This is a genomic window from Bacillus sp. SH5-2 (assembly GCF_008368905.1).
GTDB lineage: Bacteria > Bacillota > Bacilli > Bacillales > Bacillaceae_G > Bacillus_A > Bacillus_A luti.
Genome location: NZ_QOSD01000027.1, coordinates 55788 through 79153, shown reverse-complemented (window position 1 = coordinate 79153; position 23366 = coordinate 55788). Strand labels below are relative to the sequence as shown.

At 33.9% G+C, this 23366-nt stretch carries 26 protein-coding genes and 1 pseudogene; 18 read left to right on the top strand and 9 right to left on the bottom strand.

Annotation, left to right across the window (positions count from 1 at the left end):
- Positions 1-101 precede the first annotated feature (101 nt).
- Both DN410_RS23690 and DN410_RS23685 read left to right on the top strand, forming a co-directional pair.
- Complete coding sequence (locus tag DN410_RS23690; protein WP_149178300.1) at positions 102-1370, top strand: MFS transporter; 1269 nt, start codon at positions 102-104, stop codon at positions 1368-1370.
- A 113-nt stretch (positions 1371-1483) separates the two neighbouring features.
- Entirely contained in the window at positions 1484-2008 is a 525-nt protein-coding gene (locus tag DN410_RS23685; RefSeq protein WP_149178299.1) for a COG3014 family protein, read from the top strand.
- Between the two features lie 40 nt (positions 2009-2048).
- Here DN410_RS23685 and DN410_RS23680 read toward each other — a convergent pair whose 3' ends face one another.
- Positions 2049-2471, bottom strand: a complete 423-nt coding sequence (locus DN410_RS23680; RefSeq protein ID WP_149178298.1) for a YfmQ family protein — start codon at positions 2469-2471, stop codon at positions 2049-2051.
- Positions 2472-2511: 40 nt separating this feature from the next.
- On the opposite strand from DN410_RS23680, the gene DN410_RS23675 reads away from it, so the two are divergent.
- The 7 genes from DN410_RS23675 to DN410_RS23645 all read left to right on the top strand — a co-directional run bounded on the left by DN410_RS23675 (position 2512) and on the right by DN410_RS23645 (position 6728).
- A complete protein-coding gene (locus DN410_RS23675; protein WP_002018064.1) occupies positions 2512-2628 on the top strand; it encodes a hypothetical protein in 117 nt (38 codons plus the stop codon).
- A gap of 65 nt (positions 2629-2693) precedes the next feature.
- Positions 2694-2855 (top strand): hypothetical protein, encoded by a 162-nt coding sequence (locus DN410_RS23670; protein ID WP_000109006.1) that lies wholly within the window; start codon positions 2694-2696, stop codon positions 2853-2855.
- A gap of 160 nt (positions 2856-3015) precedes the next feature.
- Positions 3016-3651 carry a cupin domain-containing protein gene (locus tag DN410_RS23665; RefSeq protein ID WP_149178297.1) on the top strand — a complete coding sequence of 212 codons (636 nt, stop codon included), beginning with the start codon at positions 3016-3018 and terminating at the stop codon, positions 3649-3651.
- Positions 3652-3748: 97 nt separating this feature from the next.
- The gene (locus DN410_RS23660) at positions 3749-4849 is read left to right on the top strand and encodes a serine hydrolase (protein WP_149178296.1); all 1101 of its coding nucleotides are present in this window, start codon (positions 3749-3751) and stop codon (positions 4847-4849) included.
- 42 nt (positions 4850-4891) lie between these two features.
- On the top strand, positions 4892-5533 hold the full coding sequence (locus DN410_RS23655; RefSeq protein WP_149178295.1) for a DUF3885 domain-containing protein: 642 nt from the start codon (positions 4892-4894) through the stop codon (positions 5531-5533).
- A gap of 159 nt (positions 5534-5692) precedes the next feature.
- The gene (locus DN410_RS23650; protein ID WP_149178294.1) at positions 5693-6268 is read left to right on the top strand and encodes a histidine phosphatase family protein; all 576 of its coding nucleotides are present in this window, start codon (positions 5693-5695) and stop codon (positions 6266-6268) included.
- Between the two features lie 88 nt (positions 6269-6356).
- Positions 6357-6728 carry a hypothetical protein gene (locus DN410_RS23645; protein WP_000461769.1) on the top strand — a complete coding sequence of 124 codons (372 nt, stop codon included), beginning with the start codon at positions 6357-6359 and terminating at the stop codon, positions 6726-6728.
- Between the two features lie 18 nt (positions 6729-6746).
- Here the strand turns inward: DN410_RS23645 and DN410_RS23640 are convergent, their stop codons facing one another.
- Genes DN410_RS23640 through DN410_RS23630 form a run of 3 tightly spaced genes read right to left on the bottom strand, consistent with a single transcriptional unit; the run spans position 6747 to position 8363 of the window.
- Positions 6747-7679, bottom strand: a complete 933-nt coding sequence (locus DN410_RS23640; protein ID WP_149178293.1) for an alpha/beta fold hydrolase — start codon at positions 7677-7679, stop codon at positions 6747-6749.
- The gene (locus DN410_RS23635) at positions 7640-7969 is read right to left on the bottom strand and encodes a DUF3147 family protein (RefSeq protein WP_149178292.1); all 330 of its coding nucleotides are present in this window, start codon (positions 7967-7969) and stop codon (positions 7640-7642) included. Before DN410_RS23635 ends, DN410_RS23640 begins: the two co-directional genes overlap by 40 nt.
- Entirely contained in the window at positions 7953-8363 is a 411-nt protein-coding gene (locus DN410_RS23630) for a MarR family winged helix-turn-helix transcriptional regulator (protein WP_149178291.1), read from the bottom strand. Before DN410_RS23630 ends, DN410_RS23635 begins: the two co-directional genes overlap by 17 nt.
- A gap of 124 nt (positions 8364-8487) precedes the next feature.
- Between DN410_RS23630 and DN410_RS23625 the strand changes: the two genes are divergently transcribed.
- Positions 8488-9315, top strand: coding sequence for a PP2C family serine/threonine-protein phosphatase (locus tag DN410_RS23625; protein WP_149178290.1), 828 nt, complete (start codon positions 8488-8490; stop codon positions 9313-9315).
- A 42-nt stretch (positions 9316-9357) separates the two neighbouring features.
- Here the strand turns inward: DN410_RS23625 and asnB are convergent, their stop codons facing one another.
- On the bottom strand, positions 9358-11181 hold the full coding sequence (gene asnB, locus DN410_RS23620; RefSeq protein WP_149178289.1) for an asparagine synthase (glutamine-hydrolyzing): 1824 nt from the start codon (positions 11179-11181) through the stop codon (positions 9358-9360).
- Positions 11182-11438: 257 nt separating this feature from the next.
- Here asnB and DN410_RS23615 point away from each other — a divergent pair, with 257 nt between their 5' ends.
- On the top strand, positions 11439-12005 hold the full coding sequence (locus DN410_RS23615; protein WP_149178288.1) for a sigma-70 family RNA polymerase sigma factor: 567 nt from the start codon (positions 11439-11441) through the stop codon (positions 12003-12005).
- Complete coding sequence (locus DN410_RS23610) at positions 12002-13108, top strand: DUF4179 domain-containing protein (RefSeq protein WP_149178287.1); 1107 nt, start codon at positions 12002-12004, stop codon at positions 13106-13108. The genes DN410_RS23615 and DN410_RS23610 overlap by 4 nt, the downstream gene beginning before the upstream one ends.
- 40 nt (positions 13109-13148) lie before the next feature.
- Here the strand turns inward: DN410_RS23610 and DN410_RS23605 are convergent, their stop codons facing one another.
- The gene (locus DN410_RS23605) at positions 13149-14219 is read right to left on the bottom strand and encodes a beta propeller repeat protein (protein WP_149178286.1); all 1071 of its coding nucleotides are present in this window, start codon (positions 14217-14219) and stop codon (positions 13149-13151) included.
- 212 nt (positions 14220-14431) lie between these two features.
- On the opposite strand from DN410_RS23605, the gene DN410_RS23600 reads away from it, so the two are divergent.
- Positions 14432-15331 (top strand): cation diffusion facilitator family transporter, encoded by a 900-nt coding sequence (locus DN410_RS23600; RefSeq protein ID WP_149178285.1) that lies wholly within the window; start codon positions 14432-14434, stop codon positions 15329-15331.
- A gap of 193 nt (positions 15332-15524) precedes the next feature.
- Positions 15525-15695, top strand: a complete 171-nt coding sequence (fbpA, locus tag DN410_RS23595; RefSeq protein ID WP_000098301.1) for a Fur-regulated basic protein FbpA — start codon at positions 15525-15527, stop codon at positions 15693-15695.
- 56 nt (positions 15696-15751) lie between these two features.
- Here fbpA and DN410_RS23590 read toward each other — a convergent pair whose 3' ends face one another.
- The 3 genes from DN410_RS23590 to DN410_RS23580 all read right to left on the bottom strand — a co-directional run bounded on the left by DN410_RS23590 (position 15752) and on the right by DN410_RS23580 (position 18778).
- Positions 15752-16423 (bottom strand): GntR family transcriptional regulator, encoded by a 672-nt coding sequence (locus DN410_RS23590; RefSeq protein ID WP_149178284.1) that lies wholly within the window; start codon positions 16421-16423, stop codon positions 15752-15754.
- Positions 16424-16439: 16 nt separating this feature from the next.
- Complete coding sequence (locus DN410_RS23585) at positions 16440-17405, bottom strand: DMT family transporter (RefSeq protein ID WP_149178283.1); 966 nt, start codon at positions 17403-17405, stop codon at positions 16440-16442.
- Positions 17406-17590: 185 nt separating this feature from the next.
- A complete protein-coding gene (locus DN410_RS23580) occupies positions 17591-18778 on the bottom strand; it encodes a GTP-binding protein (protein WP_149178282.1) in 1188 nt (395 codons plus the stop codon).
- Between the two features lie 168 nt (positions 18779-18946).
- On the opposite strand from DN410_RS23580, the gene DN410_RS23570 reads away from it, so the two are divergent.
- The 4 genes and pseudogenes from DN410_RS23570 to nhaC all read left to right on the top strand — a co-directional run bounded on the left by DN410_RS23570 (position 18947) and on the right by nhaC (position 23349).
- Positions 18947-19939: a permease gene (locus DN410_RS23570; protein WP_179958642.1), complete on the top strand. Its 993-nt coding sequence runs from the start codon at positions 18947-18949 to the stop codon at positions 19937-19939.
- A gap of 13 nt (positions 19940-19952) precedes the next feature.
- Positions 19953-20825, top strand: coding sequence for a TIGR03943 family putative permease subunit (locus DN410_RS23565; RefSeq protein ID WP_149178280.1), 873 nt, complete (start codon positions 19953-19955; stop codon positions 20823-20825).
- Between the two features lie 112 nt (positions 20826-20937).
- Positions 20938-21597: pseudogene (locus tag DN410_RS23560) on the top strand (class I SAM-dependent methyltransferase).
- Positions 21598-21945: 348 nt separating this feature from the next.
- Positions 21946-23349 carry a Na+/H+ antiporter NhaC gene (gene nhaC, locus DN410_RS23555; RefSeq protein ID WP_149178279.1) on the top strand — a complete coding sequence of 468 codons (1404 nt, stop codon included), beginning with the start codon at positions 21946-21948 and terminating at the stop codon, positions 23347-23349.
- The last annotated feature ends 17 nt before the right edge of the window (positions 23350-23366 follow it).

Here is a 23366-nt window from a genome sequence, read left to right as displayed (position 1 = left end):
TTTAAAAAGTTAAATTTCATTTAACTTTTTGTTGAGAAAATTGAAAAGTTGATTATATAATAAGTTTAACACAATTTAACTTTTAAGGGGAGAGTGTCATTATGGGGGATGTAAGTATAGGTCAAAATGATTCGAAAATGAAGATTGTAACGAGAAATATTATTTTAATGATGATCGGAAAAATGACGTCTTTGTTAGGGGCGGGTATTTATACGTTTGCAATGGGGTTATACGTATTAAAGACAACTGGTTCAGGGATGGGGTTTGCTACTACGCTCGTTTGCGGATCACTTCCAAGGATGATCTGTGGTCCAATTGCTGGTGCTGTAGCAGACCGTGTGAATCGAAGATGGCTTGTCATTGGTACTGATTTATTAAGTAGTTTAACGATGCTTATTATGTTTATTCTTGCTACTATATTTGGACCGTCACTTCTTTTTATTTATGTTTCAGCAGCATTATTATCAATTTGTGCAAGTTTTTATTCTGTAGCATTAACTTCGTCTATTCCGAGTTTAGTAAATGAGGAACGTATTCAAAAAGCGAGTGCTTTAAATCAAACGGCAGCTTCTTTATCAAATATTTTAGGGCCAATTATTGGCGGAGTAGTATTTGGTTTCTTTTCAATTCAGTCATTCTTTTTGTTAAATAGTATTACGTTCTTTTTAGCAGTTATTTTGCAATTATTTATCGTATTTGATTTATATAAAAAAGAAATGGTTGAAAGTAAAGAGCATTTCTTGACGAGTATAAAAGAAGGTTTTTCATATGTAAAACGACAACATGAAATATATGGTTTAATGAAAATAGCATTGTGGGTAAACTTTTTTGCTTGTGGGCTAACCGTTGCACTGCCATACATTATCGTCCATACATTGCATTTATCTTCAAAGCAACTCGGTACTGTAGAGGGAATGTTAGCAGTCGGGATGCTAATGGGTGCAATTGTTTTATCAGTACGTAAAGAAGTGAATAATCCGTTTCGCTCGATTTATATTGGGCTGCTATTATTTGCGGGATTGAGTTTATGTACAGTCTTTCCATTGTTAGTTACCATTCCGAAAGTAGCAAGTTTTATTTACTATATCGTTTTTATGATTTTAACTGGTATATCAATGATGGTTGTAAATATCCCGATGCAAGTGCATATGCAAAAGACGACAGACCCAAACTATTTAGGGCGTGTATTCGGCCTACTTGAAACAATTGCTACTGCAATCGCGCCGCTTGGCATGATTGTATATGGATTATTATTAGATATGTTGCCAACTAGCATTGTTATGATGACATTAGGTGGAGGCTTATTGTTAGTTGTATTAGTTGGAATAAAGCAGCATGTAACGAAAAAGCAAGTGGATGTGTCTGCCTAAAAGAAAATTTGACCTAACGATATAAAAATGACTAAATTAGTATTTTAGTTTTTGAAACTCTTTTTCATGTATGTTACAGTAAAGTGAGCAGGCAAAGAAAAGGAGACAACATCATGAAAAAAATAAGTTTTGTTATGCTTTTTCTGTTAGTCGTAATGACTGGATGTAGCAATTATGACACGTATATTGAAACAGGTATGCAATCATTGAAAAATAAAAAATATAGTGATGCAACAATGTGGTTTGAAAAAGCAGAAAAAGAGAAATCAGGAAATGAAGCGAAATCATATAAAGAAATTGCCGAGATCATGGATCACGGAGCAACAGCATTAAGAGACGGTAAGTATTTAGAAGCGAAAGACATTGCAAATGAAGTGTTACAAAAGAAAAAAGACGATGCACTTGAAAAAGCTGTGACATCAAATGCAGAGGATATGCTTCAAAAAGCAAAAGATGTGGAAAAGAAAGTAAATGAAAGAGTGGCAAAGCGGAGAAAGGTAGAAGAAGCAGGAATCGATAAACTTATTAAAGCTGTAGATAGTATAGATGACGTGAAAGAAAAAGAGAAAAAAGTTTCAGAAGCATTAGATAAGGCTGAAGAGGCGCAAGCAAAAATTGAAGCGAAGAAAAATAAATAGAGTTATAGTTTGAAAGGCTGTCGTGTATAACGACAGCCTTTTAAGCTAAATCAGCAGATACGAACATATCACTATTTTGAAGATTTTTAGAGCGTAAACTATAAGCAACTACCTTCTTTTTATGTTGCTTGACAACATCAACATGCTCTTCGTGGTTATAAATATAAAACGTAAAATCTTTTTTGCCGCGTTTTGCGTTAATAATTAAAGGAGTACCTTCATTGTGTGGTGGCGCATAATAGCGATCTAAAAATAAACCTTCGTTAAAATCATGAATAATTTTGGATTTTTTTTCGCCTTCTAAATTATTTCCATTGATTGTAACAGTCACATTCTCTTCCTCAAGTTGTGGGTGTGTTTCGTACTTGCTAATAATGGATTCAATAACAGAGTTCGGAAGGCTAGAAACGATAATTTTAAATGCCCCAAATACAACTAACATTACAATAAACCAAGTCGTCATAGTAATCATCCCCTTTATTCTATTTAATAATATAACTCATATGGTAATAGTACACATGGTGAAGTTTTGTATAATTTGTGAAAAATATGCCATTTTCATGAACGAAATATTAGAAAAATCAATTTTGTTACAAAAAGTCGAAATTGAAGTATTTTAAAAGAAAAAGGTTTATAATAAAAATATAACTAATAACCACATTACTAATTATAAGGAAGTGTAACTATGAGTACTGTAACAATCGTGTATGGTATTATTCTTTCTACAATTATCGTTTTATTTTTCGTTGGGGTATCACGTTATATTCATAAATGGAAAGAAGGCGTTGCGAAATTAAATCACATTGAAGAAGAACTTAGTGATTTAATGTTACATCATGGTAAGTAAAACATTCATTTTTTAATTTGAAAATGTGAAATGATTCACAAAACATGCTCTCTTTATGAAGCATGTTTTTTTGTTATGTGAATGATAGGCACATTTATGAATTTTCCCCATACGATACAGTGTGAAAACAGAAATGTTCGGAGCGGAAAAGAGGGATAAAATGAGTAATTCAGGTTATGTTACAGATAATAAAAATTTAAAGAAAAGCTCAGGAACTCCAAACCTTTTCTTTGATTCGAGAAAAAATGTCTTTTTTAAAAGAGATGAGAAAAACGTTGCATATGAAGTCACTTCAACGCAGTTACCGGCGATGATAGGAGGAGCCTTTGTTGATTTATTTATGACAAAAGGACATATGCGAGAACCACATTGGCATCCAAATGCGTGGGAGTTAGACGTTGTTGTATCAGGGGAAGCAGTTACATCCATTTTAAATCCGGAAACGAATCAATTGCAAAATTATCATATAAAGCCTGGGCAAACGGTTTTCATTCCAATGGGTTGGTGGCATTGGATTACAGCCGTAACAGAAGAAGTACAATTACATTTGTTTTTCAATAACGATCAGTTTGAAACAGCAGAAGGATCGGACGTACTAAGATTGACACCCCCAGAAGTATTTCAAGCTGCATATGGTGTAAGTGCAGAGAAACTATTGAAGGACTTTTCACCAATTAAAGAGTCGGTTGTAATTGGGCCACCCACATTAAATCGTTCTAAAAGTGACAAGCAGACTAATGACTCGAATATAGTAGTTACGTTAAATGGACAAATAACTTCGTGTGAAATAGAGTAATGCTTTCTTTTTAGGAAGAGTTACTCTTTTTTGTATAATTTTGTAATTCGATTCAATATAATTAGTATGTAGAAGGAATTTTGTTAGGGGGCATATTGTGAACATATTAAAGATTATTGGAATTGTTGCGGGAGTGGTTATAGTAGCCGTTATAGCTTTTTTTGCAATTATGAAGTACTATTTGTCAAAAGAAGATCCTAATTACGTATTAAAGTACATAAAAGAACATAAAGGTGATAAAACATGTTCATTACTGATTAGAAAAAATGGGGAAGTATTAGCATCTATAAATGAAAATGTAAAATTGCCATTAGCGAGTACGGCAAAAATCGTAATAGCAGTTGAGTTTGCTAAGCAAGTGTCAGAAGGAAAGATAAGCCGAGATGAACAAATTTCATTGCATGAATTAGAAAAATATTACGTTAAAAATACTGATGGTGGAGCACATCCTGCCTGGTTAGAAGACGCCGAAACTAGAAAGTTAGTGGAAAATGGACAAATCGCTTTAGAAGAAGTCGCTAAAGGTATGATTCATTATAGTTCTAATGCAAATACAACATATTTATTAGAAAAGCTTGGAATAGAAAGAGTAAATGAAAGTATAAAAGAGTTAGAGCTTACTAGTCATGATAAGTTTACTTCTTATACGGCTGCACTATATATGAGAGGATACGTAGAAAAAGAACTTCATGTGCCAGAAAATCAGTCATTAAAAATGTTACGTAACATGTCAAAAGATGAATATAATAAACATGTGTTACAAATACAGGAATGGATGAAAAATGAAGAAGAATGGAAAAAGCGGGATATTCCATTAAAAGTAGATATGGAATTCCAACGTATTTGGTCAGATCGATTAGTGAGTGCAAATGCTAAAGATTATATGAGTATAATGGAAAAGATAAATAGTAGAAAGTATTTTCCAAAATCAATGCAAGAAGAAATCGAGAATATTTTCAAAGGAACAGTTGATAATAGTAAGTTAGAATTTGCTGGTCAAAAAGGCGGCTCTACCGCATTCGTATTGACAAAAAGTTTGTATACTACAGATAAGAAGGGGAATAAGGTAGAAGTTGTAATTATGTTTAACGATATAGAAGATCAAGTTGCATACCAAAAACTGAGAAATAATATCGATTATTTTATTCAAGATGCTATAACAGATGAAGAGTTTAGAAGTGAAATTATAATGAAATAATTTTATTATGTAAACAAGATACTGTTAAAGGTAGGTGTTGAGATGAGGTTGAAGGAGTATATGCTTGAAACGTTTCCAAATTTAGAACTTAGGCCACCTCTATTTTATAATGGGGCTATTGGTATTCGTTTTAGACTAGGTGTGGACTATGATTACAATAACATTTATGAAAATTGTCCATATTTAGAAGACGTTTATAATAGAGCGATTACTTTATTTCAGTCTTTACATTGCAAAACAGATGATATTCATATTGTAGTGGATGTAAATGACTATGCAGACGGTGAAACTTTCAAACACAAATTGAATATCTTTTCTAAGTATGTAAAAGAGAAGTCCGATTTGTTTAAGTTACAGAAAAATACAATACCTTATGTTTTTCCAGAAGATGATGAAGATGGATTATATAAAACACATAGATTTACTTTGAAATGTCAAGTTTCTGACTTGAAATACATTCCTATGCTAAAAGCAATTTGTAATCAAGATATGGGAATAAAACCGAGTATTTTTCATAAGGTGTATTTCATAAATGTTAACAAGAATACTATATTTCACGTATATGATGATAGGAGTTGTGATGTATTAGCTACCTCTCCTGATACAATTAGGAATATTTATAATACATATAATGATTGGATATTAGATTATGATAGAAATAAAATTGATAAAGTATTTAATTGAATTTAGTCTATTTTAAATGAGGGAAACACCATATTTAGGTGTTTCCCTTTCATTAATATGAAAATCAACATTTAAAATTGACAGCATCTATTATAAAAGTAAAGGGATTTGATGGTAATTTATTGAATTTGGATAGAAACAGAAAAGGGGGATGAATAAATGACGACAATATATTTCGTTCGCCATGCTCACTCTATATATACAAAAGACGAAAGGGAACGTCCCTTATCTGAAAAAGGACACTTAGACGCAGAGAATGTAACACGCTTATTAAAAGATGAGCATATTGATGTTGTGATTTCTAGTCCGTATAAAAGGGCGATTCAAACGGTACAAGGAATTGCAAATACATATAATGTATCGATACAAATAGAAGAAGATTTACGAGAAAGGTTATTAAGTAAAGAGCCAGTAACAGATTTTAATGATGCGGTCCAAAAGGTGTGGGAAGATTGGGATTTTGCACACGAAGGCGGAGAATCGAATGATGTAGCGCAAAGGCGTGCTGTAATATGTATGCAAAATATATTAAAAAAATATGAAGATAAGAATATTGTAATAGGAACTCATGGGAATATTATGGTATTACTCATGAATTATTTTGATTCAAAATATGATTTTAGATTTTGGAAAACACTTCGTATGCCCGATATATTTAAGTTGAATTTTCATAATGAAGATTTAGTTTCTGCCGAAAGGATAGAGAATACGGGTCATCAGATAAATAATTTGTAAAAGTTTATCAAAAAAAGAGGAAAGAGAGAAGTTATTGTAGAAGTATGACTTTGTAACAAAAAAATATGTGTTAAAGGAGGCTGTTTACATGTTTGAGAAAGAGAAAGAAGGGCTTATTGAAGTTCACAACGTATATGAAATTGCACCAGCAGATGGAACAATTATAGGTATGGCAACGGAAGAAGAAATGGAAATTGCTGCTGAACTAGAGCTGCAGTACTATGCCCATTCTCGTTTATTAGAAGCAAATGTTCAGTTAGACGGTTCCTCCTATAAAGAGTTACTTCAGGAGTTCCAGGAGTACGAAAGAAAATCAATGAGCTTTTGGCGAGCAATACATAAACGTTTAGCTGTGCCATGGGCATGGGTACTACGTATTGATGTTGCGAATGGTCCTATATATGTAAGTAATGGGAATTCGTATTACGAAGAAATCGATGATGAAGAAGATTATGAATAGATAAGTAAGGAAGCAGCTTTAGTTGCTTCCTTTTTTTATTCTTAGGGAGTGAGCTGCTTCAATAATAATATCTGGTCGATCATTTTCTATTCCGTGACCAGCATGTTCGGCAAGTATGTATTGGCTATGGATTGAAAGGTGTAATTGTTCATGAATCAGTTCTTGCCACATTGATTCAAGTTGTGTGGCTTCCTCTTTTGGCATGTTATTCTCAGTCAACTGAGTAATAGAATATTGAGGATCTCTACCGATAACGATTAATGGTATTTCTAATGTTTTATATAGCTCTTTTAGTGAAAGAGCACAGTTTTTCCATTCCAATAGTTCAGAAGCTGTCGCTTTATATAATGAAGGAGAGGTGGAAAATTCAATGTACTGTCTTGATTGATTGGCTAGCATAGGTTTTAGCTCATTAGAAAGCATGTCTACATCCATTTTGGAGTATGTATTATATTTTCGAAGCCACATATCATCCGAATCCGTTTGATCAGAAATTGGTAAATGAAGTTCATCTAATCGGTGTAAGTTCATAGAAGTAGAATCAACTAAAATAAGTGCTTGTAACTTATCTTCATGTAACATCGCAAAATGTTGTGCACATAACCCTCCATAGGAATGACCGATTAGAATGATAGGCTCGTGAATATCCAGTTTTTGTAGTAACATATGTAGTTCTTTTGTCGCTTGTCTTGTAGTACGTGAATCATTTCCTAATTCACTTTTTCCGTAACCTGGGCGATGGTATGAAACGACTGTAAATTGCTGTGAAAGCTTTTCTATAATAGGAAGCCAATCATAAAATGAGCAAGTCATTCCGGTCTGAATGACTACAGTTTGTTTATTAGTTCCTTTTATATATACTTCTATATTCTGGCCTAATATCTCTACAAATTTATAAATAATAATTCCTCCTAAGCTTGAAATAATTTTTGACAAGCGAAAGCGATGCACCAAGCACCGATACCAAATAGGACAGATGTACTAAGTGCAAATGAGTTTTTTAAACCGATATAAACGATAAATAATAATAGTGCTGATGCAGGAAATCCATATAATACACCTAAAGCAAATTGACTCAATTCTTGTTTGCTCCCGCCTTCGAAAGAAATCCAAAATAGGCTTAGTAAACTTACGAGAGGAAGGGCAGCAATAAAGCCGCCTATAGCACTATAATGTTTAGCGACTTCAGTAATAACGCCGATAATAAGTGCCGAAACGATTACTTTAACGAGGAAATGCATACTTTGCCTCCTTCGCTAATAACGAAAAGGCTTTTTCAATTAATTGTTGCTCTTCTTTTGATAACTGTGATTCTAATATTTTTATCTTTTCTTTATCTAGTAAAGTATGCTTTTCTAATACTTCAATTCCTTCTCTTGTTAATGTAAGATTTACGACCCTTTCATCTTGTTTATTTCTTTCTTTAACGATGAAACCCTTTTGAATAAGGCGCTTGACATGCTCAGAAGCTGTGTTATGAGAAAGGCTAAGCTCAGTAGCGACTTTTCCAATTGTTATATCTTTCTCACGAGAAACGATTTGTAAAATACGAATGGCTTGGTGAGAAAGGTTGTCTTCATATTCATATCGTAAGTGATAGTAAATGCTTTCCCAGTATTGATTGATGTCTTTCATAATGATATATCCCCCTGTTTTTATATCGTATAATAAGATATATTCGTTAATTAAGAATCAAAATCCTTTTATTTGGATAAAAAATGTTGGAAAAGTTTATTTTTATTGAAATATAAGGTAATCTATGTGTAAAGGTATACATTTAGCAAGAGAGAGGATGATAGCTGTGAATACATTCAAATGGATGAGTCATGAACAGATGTATGTAGATGAAATACATGTTGAAAAATGTGGTCCTCTTTCAGTCGGCGTATATGGGGGAAATCAAGAGAGTGATGCATATGAACGAGGAGATGCAGTACTTGCTTGGTGGGATCCTGAATTACAATTTGAATTTGTTATGATTTTTGATACACACCACAAAACGAAAAATATTGATTATATAATAGAAGCGATTTCGGAAAGAAAAGAGAAGCTAAAAGAGCTATTTTCCTACCCGATACATTTAGCCTTTCATCATACACATATGTACTTATTAGCGTTATTTACAGATGAGTTGTTTATTGAAAAATGTGATCAAGATGATGAGGAACTTGCATGCTTAATTTGTTTACGAAAAGGCGAATTTTTATATTGGCTATCAGTTGGTAATTGTTTCGCTTATTTATTCCATTCTGAGAAAACGAAGAATGGTAAAGGACGATTAAATAAACGGAAAAATTATGAATATATCGGTAGGAAAAATATCTTTGCAGCAAATACACCTTGCTTTACGTCAGGTGTAAGAGGATTAGAAAAAGGAATGAATCACATTGTAATGGCAACGGACGGTATTTTAGAGTGTGATAAACGAAGGTTTGATGATGATCAATCTTTAGTAGAAATATTACACGACGGAAGTTGCTTGCAGATTGAACCAGTATTAACAAATGTACTGCAGTGGAAAGGTAGAGATTGTGCCACAATTATTGGATGGTCCATTGATACTGAAAATAAACAATGCGCTAATTAATATAAAAGGAGTTCAAGGTTTTTATCCTTGAACTCCTTTTTGTTAAGCGATATGGACGTGATACGTTTTTAACCATTCATTTACTTGAAGCATATATTCCATAGCACTTCTTGCTTCAAAATTGTTAATTTCTTTATTACTTTGATCGGAAATCGAAAGTAATGTGGAATGATTAATAAGTGAGAAAATAGGATTGTTTTTATTACTGCACATGTCGAGTGACAAATGACGGATTGTTTGTAAATAATGTGGGTCTTGTGAAGTTGGATAAGCACTTTTTCTTCTATTGCGTATATCGTCAGGTAAAGCAGGTTTCAGTGCTCTACGTAAAATACCTTTTTCAATATTATCAATGCTTTTTATATTGAAAGGAACGTTCCATAAATATTCAACTAATCGATAATCACAAAACGGTACACGAACTTCAAATCCTACAGCCATACTCATACGGTCTTTACGGTCAAGTAAGAATGGAAGAAATCTCGTTAAAAATAAATAAAACATTTGACGTTGTTTCGCGGATTTTTTACTTTCGCCTTCAAGAGTAGGTACTTCAAGTATCGCTTCTTGGAATCGTGTATCAATATAGTTTTCTAGGTTGCATTGGTTACTTACTTCATTTAGTAGAAGAGGAGAAGTGTTTTTCCAATTTGTTAGCCAAGGAAACTTATCGACATATAGTAATTCTTCTTGGTGAAACCAAGGATACCCACCGAATACTTCATCAGCAGATTCTCCAGATAAAGCTACAGTTGCATCTTTTTTCATTTCGCAAAATAGTAAATATAGTGAAGTTTCCATTTCGCCAGCACTCGGTAAATCTTTTGCGCGAAGGGGAACGAATAAGTGATTTGCTAATTCTTCTGCACTCACAATAATGTCATGATGTGATGTTCCTACATGTTCAGAAACGCGTTTTACCCAAGGAGCATCTAGACCAGTGCGAGCGAATGTAAGCTCAAAATCGTTCGCGCTATTTACAAAGTCAATGGAATACGTATGAAGTGTTTTATTTTCCGCTGCAAATTCTTTCCCTGCTAGTGCAGTAATACCGCTAGAATCTAATCCTCCTGATAACATACAAACGAGAGGAACATCGGCAATTAATTGTCTTTTTACGGTATCTTGTAAAATAGATAAAATATGTGATGATGTATCTTCAGTACAGTCTGTATGAACCTTACTTTCCAAATTCCAATACTTCTTGACTACTTTTTTATCACGTGTAAACGTAATAGAATGTCCGGCACGCACTTCTTGAATATGTTTAAAGACGCCACATCCTGGAGTTCGAAATAATCCTAATCCAAATATTTCATTTATGCCATCCGCATCAATTTCAGCGAGGACAGATGGATGCGCTAATAATGCTTTAATTTCAGATCCGAAAATAATACTGTCATTTCTTTCTGTATAAAAGAGTGGCTTTACGCCTAAATGATCACGTGCTAAAAACAGTTGTTGCTTCTGATCATCCCATAAGGCAAAAGCGAAAATTCCGTTTAAATGTTGCACGCAGTCTTCTTTCCATTCTAAATAAGCATGTAGTAACACTTCTGTATCTGAATGCGTTTCAAATGCATGACCATATTTTTGAAGTTGCTCTCTAAGCTCACGGAAATTATAAATTTCTCCATTATAAGTAAGAGCATACGTATAATCACCAGTACGAAATGTTTTTGGCTGCGTTCCTCCTTTAGGATCTATTACGATTAATCGGCGGTGTGCAAAAGCTGCGCGAGGTGAGAACCAAAATCCCTCAGCATCAGGACCACGATGCTGGATACTATTTGCCATCTTTTCTAAAATAACATGTTCATTGGAAAGATCCTTATTCCAATTTACCCAACCTGTAATTCCACACATACACATCTCATCTCCTAATTTTAAAGATTAATGAAATAAAATATACACCAAATTAAAAAATGACTATATAAATAGTGTACTACATGAATTAAATTGCAGACTTGAGAAAATTTTCTTTGAACGCATAGTTATGTGAGACAATGGCTAAGGGAAAGTATTCCATTACATACAAAAAATAAAAAAGATGAGAGAAAATATTTTTTTAGACGTTATATAGGGTGTAAAAGCTTTTACAAAAAAATAAGGGGAATTGCTACATGAAATCAAATGAGAAAAATTTTATAAAAAGATTACAGCGGCAAAAAGAAGATGCGCTAGAATTTGTTGTCGATACATACTTACCGCTCATAAAAGGAATAACGCACAAAGTTCTTCTTCCGATTCAAAATGATGGATTGATAGAGGAATGTGTAAACGATATATTTCTATCTATTTGGAATAACGCAAATAAATTTCATGGAGAGCCGAATGACTTTAAAAAATGGATAGCGGCAATTGCAAAGTTTAAAGCAATTGATTATTACCGGAAATCGACTAAAAAAGTAGAAATCATTTCAGATGAGTTTCATATCAGTACAGAAAAATCAGCAGAAGACGAATTAATCGTTATGGAAGATAGAGAAGAATTATTGAAGCTTATTAATCAATTAGAACCGTTAGATCAAAAAGTGTTCATTATGAAATATCTTCTCGGTATGAAGACAGAGGAAATAGGTGAGAAGTTAGGATTAACCCGGGCAGCAATCGATAATCGAGTGTACCGTGGGAAAAAGAAACTACAACAAAATGCTACGAATATTAGTTTTGGAGGTAGTGCAATATGAAAGACATTTTTGAATTATTAAATGACATTGATATAGATGAAAAAGAACTTGAGGAAATTGAGGCTTCTGAAATTGAAAAAGAAAAAGTAAAGCGTAATGTAAAACAATCGATACGTACGAAGAAAAAGATGACAAGTTGGAAAAAAGGTGTCGCTGCTGCATCTATATTAGTAGGATTATCAGTTGCAACACTTGGTATCGGATTTCCCACATATGCCGGGGGATTGCCGATTGTAGGTGATATATTCCGATTTTTAGATAATGGTAGAACAGGGTTATATGAAAATTATAAGGAATTTTCGACTGAGTTGAATATGACAAAAGAGAGTAATGGGGTTAAGGTTACAATTAATGATGCTGTATTCGATGGTAGAACAATTACAATCACATATTCTATTGAGAGCGAAAAAGATTTAGGAGAGAAACCGTTCCCATTTGGAAGTCCGCAAGTTATGGGCTTTAATGGCGGAGGAGGTAGTTCGAACGTTACAAAAGTTGGAGAGGGAAAATATGTAGGTATGACTACGATGAGTGGTCATGGTAGTGAAAGGTTAGATGTTGCAAATGTTTGGTGGGATATAGAGGCAATTGAGTTGGATTATGAAGGTAATGTAATAAAGGGGAACTGGAATTTCGCGCTTAGTTTAAAAGCAATGGATAGTAAGGAAGTAAAAGTTAATAAGGTTTCTGAAAATGAATTAATAAAAGTAAATATAGACAAAATGGAAGTAACCCCGATGTCATTTATCGTTTTTTTCAATCAGGAAGAATCTAAGGCATTAAGAAGTATATGGGATAGTGCGGATGTTGAGTTAGAAATAAAAGATGATTTAGGAAATCATTATGCTGGTGAAGGAAATGGCGGAAGTAGTACAGTAGCAGAGCCACATAAAAGTAGTTGGAGTGCTACATTCCAAAAGTTAAACGAAAATGCAACAAAGCTTATCGTTACACCTCGTGTACACTTGCGAGTTCATACACCTGAAAATCATGGTGGAGTGGAGTATGTGAATGGAAAAGAGAAGAAAATTGAAGTGCCGAATAAAGAAGCGAAAAAGAAAGATATTATATTAGATGATATCGTAATTGATTTAAAGAAATAAAAGAGAGACTGCCTAAAACTGTTAGGCAGTCTTTTTTTCGTTAAAAACTAGTCACAAGCAACGCATGCGGATGTTGCGTTTTATACTCATCTTTCCACGGGATGTTTAGTTGTTCCCAAGATTCGCCGCTATCAGTAGATTGAAACACGCCGTTGTTATTTAAAGTGTAAAACGTATGTGGTTCTGCTGGATTTGTCGCAAACATCGAAATGACTGTACCGATTGCAGATGGTAGTCCTTGCTGTACTTGCTGGAACGGAGTATCTTTCGTTTTACGATAAATATAAGATTCATAAGGGATACGGTGATGAGCAAGATCAGCACTTGGCGCGGCAGAAACGAGAATTGTATTACAATCAGCTGGATCGATAGCCATGCTGTATAAATAATGATGTTCAAGTCCTTCACTGCATGAGATCCAGCTGTTCCCACTGTTATAACTTTCAAGGTATGCACGATCAGGTCCGCCCATAAATCCGTCACCACATGATGCATAAAGGCGATTTGGGGCTTCAGGGTGCATAAGTAATTGATGAGCAATAGGAGCACCGAATTTTTTATCAATCCATGTATGCCCTTTATCGTTACTTTGAATAACAGCACCAGCTTCAATTGAAACATGGATTGTATTCGGATTCTGTGGATCCACTGTAATCCAGCGTACGTGATGAGTAAAAGGTCTAGGCGGGAAAGCCCACGTATAAGAAGATAATAACGATTTCATATTTTTCAGTTCCGTCCACGTTTCCCCACCATTTTCTGAACGGAATAAAGCGCTCGGTTCTGTGCCGACATAAACGACGCCATATCCGTTAACTTGTTCATTAGGGCTTATCGTAATGGAAGTGATTGAAGAATGCAAAATACCATCTTCTTTTGGAAAATCAAAGTAACGATAAGAATCTCCAATTGGTCTCCATGAATCTCCGCTATCGTCACTTAACCAGAGACCTCGTCCAAATGTTCCGCAATATACACGGTTTTGTTGGAATGGATCAACGGCGATACAGGTAGGTTGCATATTTTGTAAGTGATACGCTGTTTCATAGTTACCATATTGTTCTTTCACTACAACAAGTTCACGTTCCATACAGAGAAATAAACGGTTCATCTTAGTAACCTCCTTAAAAATTCTTGTATTAGTAAACAATATGAAAATAAAAAAGAAGTAGTCTTGTTTTTATTTGAGAAAAAGGGATTGTTTAAAAAGTAGCGAAGTGTGTATACAGAGGAAGTGGGCGTTTAACGGCAGTTAATATGGGATAAAGACGGGGAGTTTGTTCCATACTAATGTACAGATATTGTACTTAAAGGAGCATTTGTATGGGACATTCACATGATCACGGTCATTCTAACAATAAAAAGGCGCTACTAATTGCTTTTGTATTAACGACAAGTTTTATGATTGCTGAAGTTATTGGGGGATTTGTAACAAATAGTTTGGCCCTATTATCTGACGCGGGGCATATGTTAAGTGATGCGGTATCTTTAGCTTTAAGTTTACTTGCGTTTAAGCTTGGAGAAAAAACGGCAACTGTTGCAAAGACATATGGATATAAGCGAGTCGAAATGTTAGCGGCATTATGTAACGGTGTCGTTCTTATTGTCATTTCAGTATACATTTTTATTGAAGCAATTCGCCGTTTTAAAGAACCAGTTGAGATTGCTAGTAATGGGATGCTCATTATTGCTGTACTTGGTCTACTTATTAATATTTTATCAGCTTGGATATTAATGAGAGGCGGAGATGTGAAGGGGAATTTGAATTTAAGAAGTGCTTTCTTACACGTATTAGGCGATCTATTAGGGTCAGTCGGAGCGATTATTGCAGCACTACTTATTAAATTTTTTGGATGGACTGCTGCAGATGCGATTGCTAGTATTCTTGTGTCTATTTTAGTCATTATTAGTGGATGGCGTGTAACACGTGATACGGTTCATATATTAATGGAAGGTGCACCGCAGCACATAAATGTTGAAGAAGTAAAAAAGACATTGTTAAATATTACGATTGTAAAGGAAGTTCATGATTTACACATATGGTCTGTCACATCAGATTTTCAAGTATTAACTTGCCACTTGATTATTAAAGGTAATGAAACGCAAAGTGTATTAAAAGAAGCTACGGATGTATTAAAGGAGAAGTTTCATGTAGAACATGTCACCATTCAAGTAGAAATTGATGGTGAATTTGCTCATAGTGAGACAACTTGCAAAGTATGAAAGAAAAAGGATAAGAAAAAGTGTCATAACATTTTTCGCACGACATACATATATATAATGTGGCCACAAATACTTTGTAAGGTAAATATTTCATAAGATTACTTTACTTATTAAGAATCATCTTTTATAATCAAAAGTGGTAATTGATAAAGATTATCATTTTCAATGATCGTAGAAAGGAGTTTTTTAAAAGATGAGTAGTCAACTCCGTTTTGCTGTTGAAAATCGTAAGAGGCATTTAATTGATGAGTTAATTGGAGCAGGTGTGTTTAAAATTCGCGACCGACAATTATACGAGCTGTCTTTAGAGGAATTGGAAAAAGAGTACGAAGATATGGAAGATTATGCAGATATTCAGGCATAGCTATATATATTAGTAAAAAGAGAGCTGGTTACGATTTTGTGTAGCCAGCTCTCTTTTTATTTCGTAGAAATTATTTTTTGTATTTCTTTCATTGGACGGAGCCAGTTTTGAGTCATCATTTGTTCCATTTGTTTTTTATTCTGCTTCTGTAGTGCTTGAATGATAGAGTGATGTTCTTCAATAGATTGACTTGCTGGAACAAAGTTTTGGAAAAACAAATATTCAAGGCGTAAAACGTGAAGTTGCATATTTTCTAGAAAGGGTTCAATATATTGGTTTTTAGCAATAGAAGAAATGGTATTGTGAAATTGTATATCTAGTTCTAAAGCTTGTTTTGCGTTTTTTTTCTCTATAGAGCGCTGAAAATCATCATTTATTTCAGAAAGTAGTTTAATATCAGCGTCTGTAATGTTTTGAAGTGCTTGCTTTCCAATAATAGAGTGAAGACCAGCCATCGTTTCATAAATGATAGGTATGTCGTCTAATTTAATCGGAGCAATTTTTGTTTTTTGCCCAGGTATCATTTCCACTAATCCAGAAAGCTCTAATATTTGAAGTGCTTCTCTTACAGGTGTTCTGCTTACTCCTAGTGCTTCAGCCAATTCCCCATCATTAATTTTTTCATCAGGTTGCAGTATACCTTCAATAATCCAATCTTGTAGTTGATTTAAAACGAGTGATTTTGCCGAAACTCTTCCTGGTTTTTTATAATTTTGAGGGACAGGCATAGTGAATTCAATCCTTTCATTGTATATTTTCCTTTTTTGCATGAACAAGCGTTAATTTCGGTTTTCCTTCATCCGGTTTTTGACTTAAGATGAGCACCATTACAATGACACAAAAAGCACCTAATAACTGAAAAAATTGAAATGGTACGTGCAAAATAAGTACGGAAGAAATAATAGCTGCGAGTGGTTCTGTGCAACCGAATAATGTCGTTTCTTTCGGAGTCAAGTATCGTATGCTGTCTAAGTATAAATAAAATGCAATAAGTGTCCCAAAAATGATGACAAATGTGATAAGCGGTAAAGTACTTAGTTTTACATATTTCATAGTTGATAATAAAATGAATTCTTTTGTAGAAATAAATTGTAGAATCGTTACACCAATACCCCCAATAATCATGCCCCATCCAACGATAACAGAGGAAGACCATCTTTCTAGTAATCCCTTTGAATATAAACTATAAAAAGCGAGAGATAATCCAGATAAAATACCCCAAATAATAGCTGGTGTAGAAACAGCCAAGTTATGAACAGAACCGTTTGTTAGTAAGAGAAAAGTGCCTACTAATGAAAGGGCAATTGAAATGAAATCAATTTTTGATGGACGAACGTTCCATTTGAAAAGTAAGTATACAGTGATAAATATAGGAGCCAAATATTGCAATAATGTTGCGACGGCAGCATTTCCTTCTTTAATAGAAGCGAAGTACGTGTACTGTACAGCAAGCATACCGAATAGGCCAAACAAAATCATTTTAATAGCATCAGATTTTTGTTTCCATATGCTGAATATTTCTCTTTTCCTCGTTCCAAATGATGACATAAGGAGCAAAATAGCACCGGATATAAGCAATCGAATTGTAACTAACCATTCAGTAGAAACATTTTCATATTGAAAAAGTTGTTGCGCAGCTGTTCCGGATAAACCCCATAAGCATGCACCGATTATGACCATAATGATTCCTTTTAAACGATTCGAATCCATAATGTGTAGAGACCTCCTTTCAGAAAATGTATCGTATACAATATGCAATATATCATGAAATGAATAAAAAACAAACTGAATTTTCTTACTTAATATAAAGTTGTTATTCAAATTAAAGAAGTTTGTTAAATAAGAGAACGATAAAATAGAAAGGCTTCCGTAAACGGAAGCCTTTCTATTTTGAATTATGAAGTGTAAGTAAAAGCTGGAATAGGATCAATGAATGTATTCCAGTTTTGTGCCATTTCTTTTTCTGTTAATAGACAATCATCTAATGATTGTTCAATTAAAGAACGGTTCATATCAATTCCGATAAATACGAGCTCGGTTATTCGATCTCCATATTGTTTATCCCAGTTTTTCAATACTTCTGGTTCTTCTATGATCATTTGATTTCTTTCAGTTTCAGGTAATGCCGCTATCCATTCACCGGCTCCTTGAATTGTAATGGAGGAACCTGCTTGAGATAGAAGCCCTATCATATTATTACGAGATGCGAGCCAGAAAAAGCCTTTTGCTCTTACAACATCTACAGGCCATTTTTCTAGCCAATTCATAAGGCGTTCAGGATGGAAAGGATATTTACGGCGGTACACAAAGGAATTGATGCCATATTCTTCAGTTTCAGGTGTATGATGTTCACTATTTAATTCTTGTATCCAGCCCGCCGATTGACTGGCTTCCTCATAATTGAATAAATTTGTATTTAAAATTTCTTTCAGTGGTACGTTGCTAAATGAAGATTCAATAATTTTTGCAATAGGATTTAACTTCTGTAGCAGTTGATGAAGTTCTATCACATCTTCTTTTTCTAGTAAATCTATCTTATTAAGAATAATTACATTCGCAAACTCAATTTGATCTATTAATAAATCAATAACTTCCCGATTATCATTTTCATCGATTGCTTGTTTTCGATCTAATAAGCTTTCTCCGTCTGCAAAATCATCCCAAAATCTATTTGCATCTACAACTGTAACCATCGTATCGAGGCGACAATTTTTCGTTAAATCAATGTTCAGAACATCGTCTGTATAAGTAAACGTTTGGGCAACTGGAATCGGCTCACTTATACCAGAAGATTCAATAACTATATAGTCAATATCACCGTTTTCCACAAGACGATTCACTTCTATCATTAAATCCTCTCGTAATGTGCAACAAATACAGCCATTTTGAATTTCTACTAGTTTTTCCTCCGTACGTGAAAACCCTCCCTTTTTGATAAGGGATGCATCAATGTTTACTTCGCTCATATCATTAACGATAACAGCTACTTTTAAGTTGTTCTTATTAGTCAAAATATGATGTAGTAAGGTAGTTTTGCCAGCTCCTAAAAAACCACTTAATACAGTGATAGGTACTTTTTTCATGAAATAATCTCTCCTTTAAATCGTAATGATTACGTTTTATATTAAGTGATAGAAAAGAAAAAATCAATAATAAATCATAATGATTACGGTTTAAGAATAGAAATAGACTATAAAATTTGTGCTGTAGTATGAAGCATTTGGACAAGCACATGTTTACATATGAATAAAATGGGGGCGGGAAGGTTGGTCTTTAATAGAGTTTCAAAAGAATTAGCAGGCATAGCTCTTATCGCTATTTTTCTCTTTTTATTATTTTTTGTAGATTTTACAAGTCTAGCAAATTTACACAAGCATATGCCACAAGAATGGTTGAATGTGAATACGGTGTTTTTAAGTATCGTTTTTGAAGCAATACCCTTTATTTTATTAGGGGTAATCGTTTCTTCACTTATTCAAGTGTTTGTCACGGAAGATATGATTCAAAAAGTACTGCCGAAATCTCCAATTGTTGCAATGATTCCGGCAGTATTTGTGGGAATTCTTTTTCCAGTGTGTGAATGTGTCATTATACCAATTGTAAGAAGGCTCATTCAAAAGGGGTTACCACTTCATGTAGGCATTGTTATTTTACTAAGTGCACCTATTATGAATCCAGTTGTTCTTTTATCTACTGTATATGCGTTTCAAAAAAACGATTACATTGTATATGCACGCTTTGGGATAACAATTCTTGTTGCTCTATTCATAGGCTTAATTGTGTATTATCGCTATCGCGAAAGAAATGTTTTAAAAGACATAGAGGTTTCAGTTCAAAAAAGCAAAAGAAAGAGTTGGAAAGATGTTATGAATCACACTGTAGATGAGTTTTTTGATACTGGTAAGTATTTATTGATGGGTGCTTTTTTAGCAAGTGTATTTCAAACGTTTTTTGATCGGAATGTACTGGATGCAATAGCACATAACGAAGTAATTGCCCCAATTATTATGATGGGATTTGGTTATGTTTTATCAATTTGCTCTGCAGCCGATGCGTTTATAGCAGCATCTTTTGGACATGTTTTTTCGGTAAAGGCGCTTCTCGCATTTCTTGTGTTTGGGCCTATGCTTGATATGAAAAATACGCTCATGCTATTTGCATATTTTCAAAAGAGATTTATATTTTTTTTAATTGGAATTGTCATTTTATCAGTGTATACCATCTTGCAAATTTCAATGTTATAGGAGGTGAGAAGAAATGGAGAAGGAGGAGCAGAAGACATATGATCGCTATATTCGTGGCATTATTTTAATTGGTTTAGCAATGCTCTTATTTAAATTACTTGTAACAGGAAACATATATAATTTTATCACTCCAAAAATGATTAAGTTTACGTATATAGCTTTTGTAGTGATTTTACTTCTTGGTTCTTTACAAGTTTGGAGAGATGGGAGTGAAAAACAGGATGATTGTAATTGTTGTAAGTATCGTACAGTATTAAAATCGGGGATGAAAAATTTCTTTGTATATGTTTTATTTGTTGTTCCAATTATTAGTGCTTTTTTATTTGGAAGTGTAACAATTGACGGAAGTTTAGCGGGAAAAAGAGGTATGAATCAAAGTGTACAGGCGAGAAGTATGGAAAAGAACGAAAAAGAGGGAATACGGGCAAATTCTGATTGGAAAGAACAAGATGAAACTTCGAATTTAAAAGTGACTGAACAAGTGGAAGAACAATTAGCAAAAAGTATGTTAGGACAACGAAAAATACAAGTAGAGGATAAGGATTATGTTCAAACAATGAGTATAATTGGTCAAGATGTAAAGGGGTTTAAAGGGAAGGAAATAACATTCTCAGGGTTTATCTATAATGATAAAGACGTGACGGGTAATAAAGCCGTAGTGGCCCGATATGGCATAACTTGTTGCATTGCGGATGCATCAGTCTGGGGAATGATTGTTACAGGGAAAGAAGTTGAAAAATTTTCAGAAGAAACATGGGTAAAAGTAACTGGGATATTAGATAAAACGACATACAAAAGAGTGCTATTTCCACTTGTAAAAGTAATTAAAATAGAGAAAATGAATAAGCCAGCAGACCCATATGTATATGATGCTTTACCACAATGAAAAAGAACTAATTCTTCATATTTTCATTAAATAGATTCATAATTGCGGTGACAAAAAAATAAAGATAAGAGTAATTTGGATTGTTAAAAATATGTGTAGAAGGAGCTATGCGATGAACTGGATTACTCATAAACCATCATTTGAATTTGATAATTATAGTCATATGATTCGGGCACACTCTGCGTGGAGTGGGCATTTAGATTTCGCATATGATTTAGTACGATTTGAAAAGCCAGAAACTGTAGTCGAGTTAGGTACACATTTAGGAGATTCCTTTTTTAGTTTTTGTCAGGGGGTAAAAGACGGAGGGTTATAGACTAAATGTTTTGCAATAGATACTTGGGCTGGAGATCAGCATACAGGTCCCTATGGAGAAGGGATTTTTCTTTTAGTAAAAAAAGTTGTGAATATTAGTTATCCGAATACAGGGAATTTAATTCGATCCACATTTGACGAGGCTCTGGAGCAGTTTCAAGATGAAACGATAAATTTGTTGCATATTGATGGTTATCATACGTATGAAGCAGTTTCTCATGACTATAGAACGTGGCTACCTAAAATCGCGAAAAATGGTATTGTATTATTTCATGATATCGAAGTTAAAAGCGGTGATTTCGGTGTGTATAAGTTTTGGGATGAGGTAAAAGAGAAGTACCCTCATTTTCAATTTGGGCATTCATATGGACTTGGAATATTATTTCCAAAAGGTTGTAGTGATAAGTTTGCGGAAATACTTAAAAACAAAGAAGAGATACAAAATATGTATAGATAATAATGGAGTACGCATCATGTTAATGATGTGTGTTTTTTTTATGGGGAAATATAGCACTTCTTATAACGGAGGGTTATAGTAAAAAGTTTTGTTAAGGCAACTATTAAAAAGGTTATTATTAGGGGATTTTGCTTGCTGCAAATAGCGTGATAATAAAAAATACGACATTTTTTATATTTTTCATTGCGAAAAGTAGCATCTACTTTTACAATAGAAAAGGTGTAAATATATTATACTGGAAAAATAAATCGAAATAATATGAAAATTTTGTTTTGTCTTCGCTAATTGTATATTACATACATATAAGACGACATACATCATGTTATCGACTTGTAAGGAGAGAAAAAAATGAAAAGTGTAAGATTACCATCGATGCTAGAAATTATTATTCTTTTAGTCCTATTTCTTGCTGTCGTCTTTTCCTTCCAAACGATTTTTGATCTCCCAATTCAATTAGCGCTATTTATTTCATGGTTTTTAGTTATTGCGCTGGGATTAAGGTTAGGATTTCGTTATCAAGAATTGCAAGATGCAATTACAAAAGGGATTTCTAATGGATTAGAAGCAATTCTTATTTTAGTTGCAGTAGGGGCTTTAATTGGAACATGGATTGCTGGTGGAGTTGTGCCAACATTAATTTATTATGGATTAGAATTTATCCACCCAAGCATATTCTTACTGGCAACTTTAATTATTTGTTCTATAACTTCTATCGCGACAGGAACATCATGGGGAACAGTTGGAACAGCTGGTATAGCTATGATGGCGATTGGTGAAGGGCTTGGATTACCACTTCCGCTTGTTGCTGGTGCAGTTCTTTCAGGAGCTTATTTCGGAGATAAATTATCACCACTTTCTGATAGCACAGTTCTTGCAGCTTCTATGGCGAAAGTAGATGTTATTGCTCACGTTCGAGCTATGCTCGTATTAGACGTTCCAGCGTATATTATTACGAGCATTATGTTTACTGTAGCTGGCTGGATGTATGGCGGCGATAATGTAGATTTGAATCGAGTAGAGTTTTTAAAAGAAGCTTTATTAAAGCAATTTGACATTAAAATATGGATGCTTGTTCCAGCGGTCATTGTTATTGTGCTATTGGCGATGAAGAAACCTTCTATGCCAACAATTGCAATGGGAGCTTTAATTGGTGCGATTTGGGCAACTCTTTTCCAAGGAATGAACTTTGGAGAGGCGATTGGAACAGCGTATAACGGATTTTCAATTCAATCTGGTGTAGAGTTTGTTGACAAGTTATTAAACCGTGGTGGAATTAACGGTATGCTTGGCTCAGTAGCCGTTATTATTTTCGGTTTAGGATTTGGTGGATTGCTTGAAAAACTAGGTGTTTTAAAAGTAATCGTATCAAAATTCGAGAAGAAATTAAATTCTGCGGGTAATGTAACATTGTCTACATTAATCGTAGCATTCTTAGCTAATATATTTGGTTGTGCGATGTACGTATCACTGATTTTAACACCGAAAATTATGGAAGATAGCTATGATAAATTAAAAATAGACCGCCGTGTATTAGCACGTAACTCAGAAGTAGGTGGAACGTTAACTTCAGGTATGGTTCCATGGTCCGATAATGGTATTTTCATGGCTGGTATTTTAGGTGTAGCAACGTTTTCATACGTTCCGTTTATGTGGTTAAGCTTCGTATCGTTAATTTTAGCAGTTATTTACGGATATACAGGCAAATTCATTTGGTATGTAGATGATGCCGATAAAGGAAAGCAAGCATCATAAAATAAAAAATCACATTG